Origin of the sequence: Pseudomonas sp. P7759 (assembly GCF_013386445.1) — a bacterium.
In the GTDB taxonomy this organism is placed as follows: Bacteria; Pseudomonadota; Gammaproteobacteria; order Pseudomonadales; family Pseudomonadaceae; genus Aquipseudomonas; species Aquipseudomonas azotoformans_A.
On the sequence record NZ_JACART010000142.1, the window covers coordinates 1 to 432 of the forward strand.

Below are 432 nucleotides of genomic sequence, written 5' to 3' on the forward strand. Positions count from 1 at the left end.
GAGCCAGCTCCCACAGTTTTAGCGATTGTTCTTGCGGAACAGGTCTGTTGCAAAGTCTGTCTATACTGCAACTACCCCTCCTACGAGTGAGAGAACATGACAACAACAACGACGCCGTACACCGGCGAGCAACGTAGCAAAAGGATCTTTGCCATCGTCGGCGCTTCTTCCGGCAACCTGCTCGAGTGGCTCGACTTTTATGTCTATGCCTTCTGTGCCATCTATTTCGCTCCGGCGTTTTTCCCATCCGATAATCTCACTGTGCAACTGGTCAACACCGCCGGGGTATTCGCTGCCGGTTTCCTGATGCGGCCTATCGGTGGCTGGCTGTTCAGCCGGGTGGCCGACAAGCACGGCCGCCAGAACTCGATGATGATCTCGGTGCTGGTCACGTGTGCCGGCCCCCCCGTCATCGCCTTCCTACCTCCCTGT

The 432-nt window shown here is 56.7% G+C and carries 1 protein-coding gene; it reads left to right on the plus strand.

Annotated elements, in window-relative coordinates; genetic code table 11:
* Positions 1-96: 96 nt before the first annotated feature.
* On the plus strand, positions 97-432 hold a 336-nt coding region (locus HX823_RS31710), incomplete at its 3' end, for an MFS transporter (RefSeq protein ID WP_371317998.1).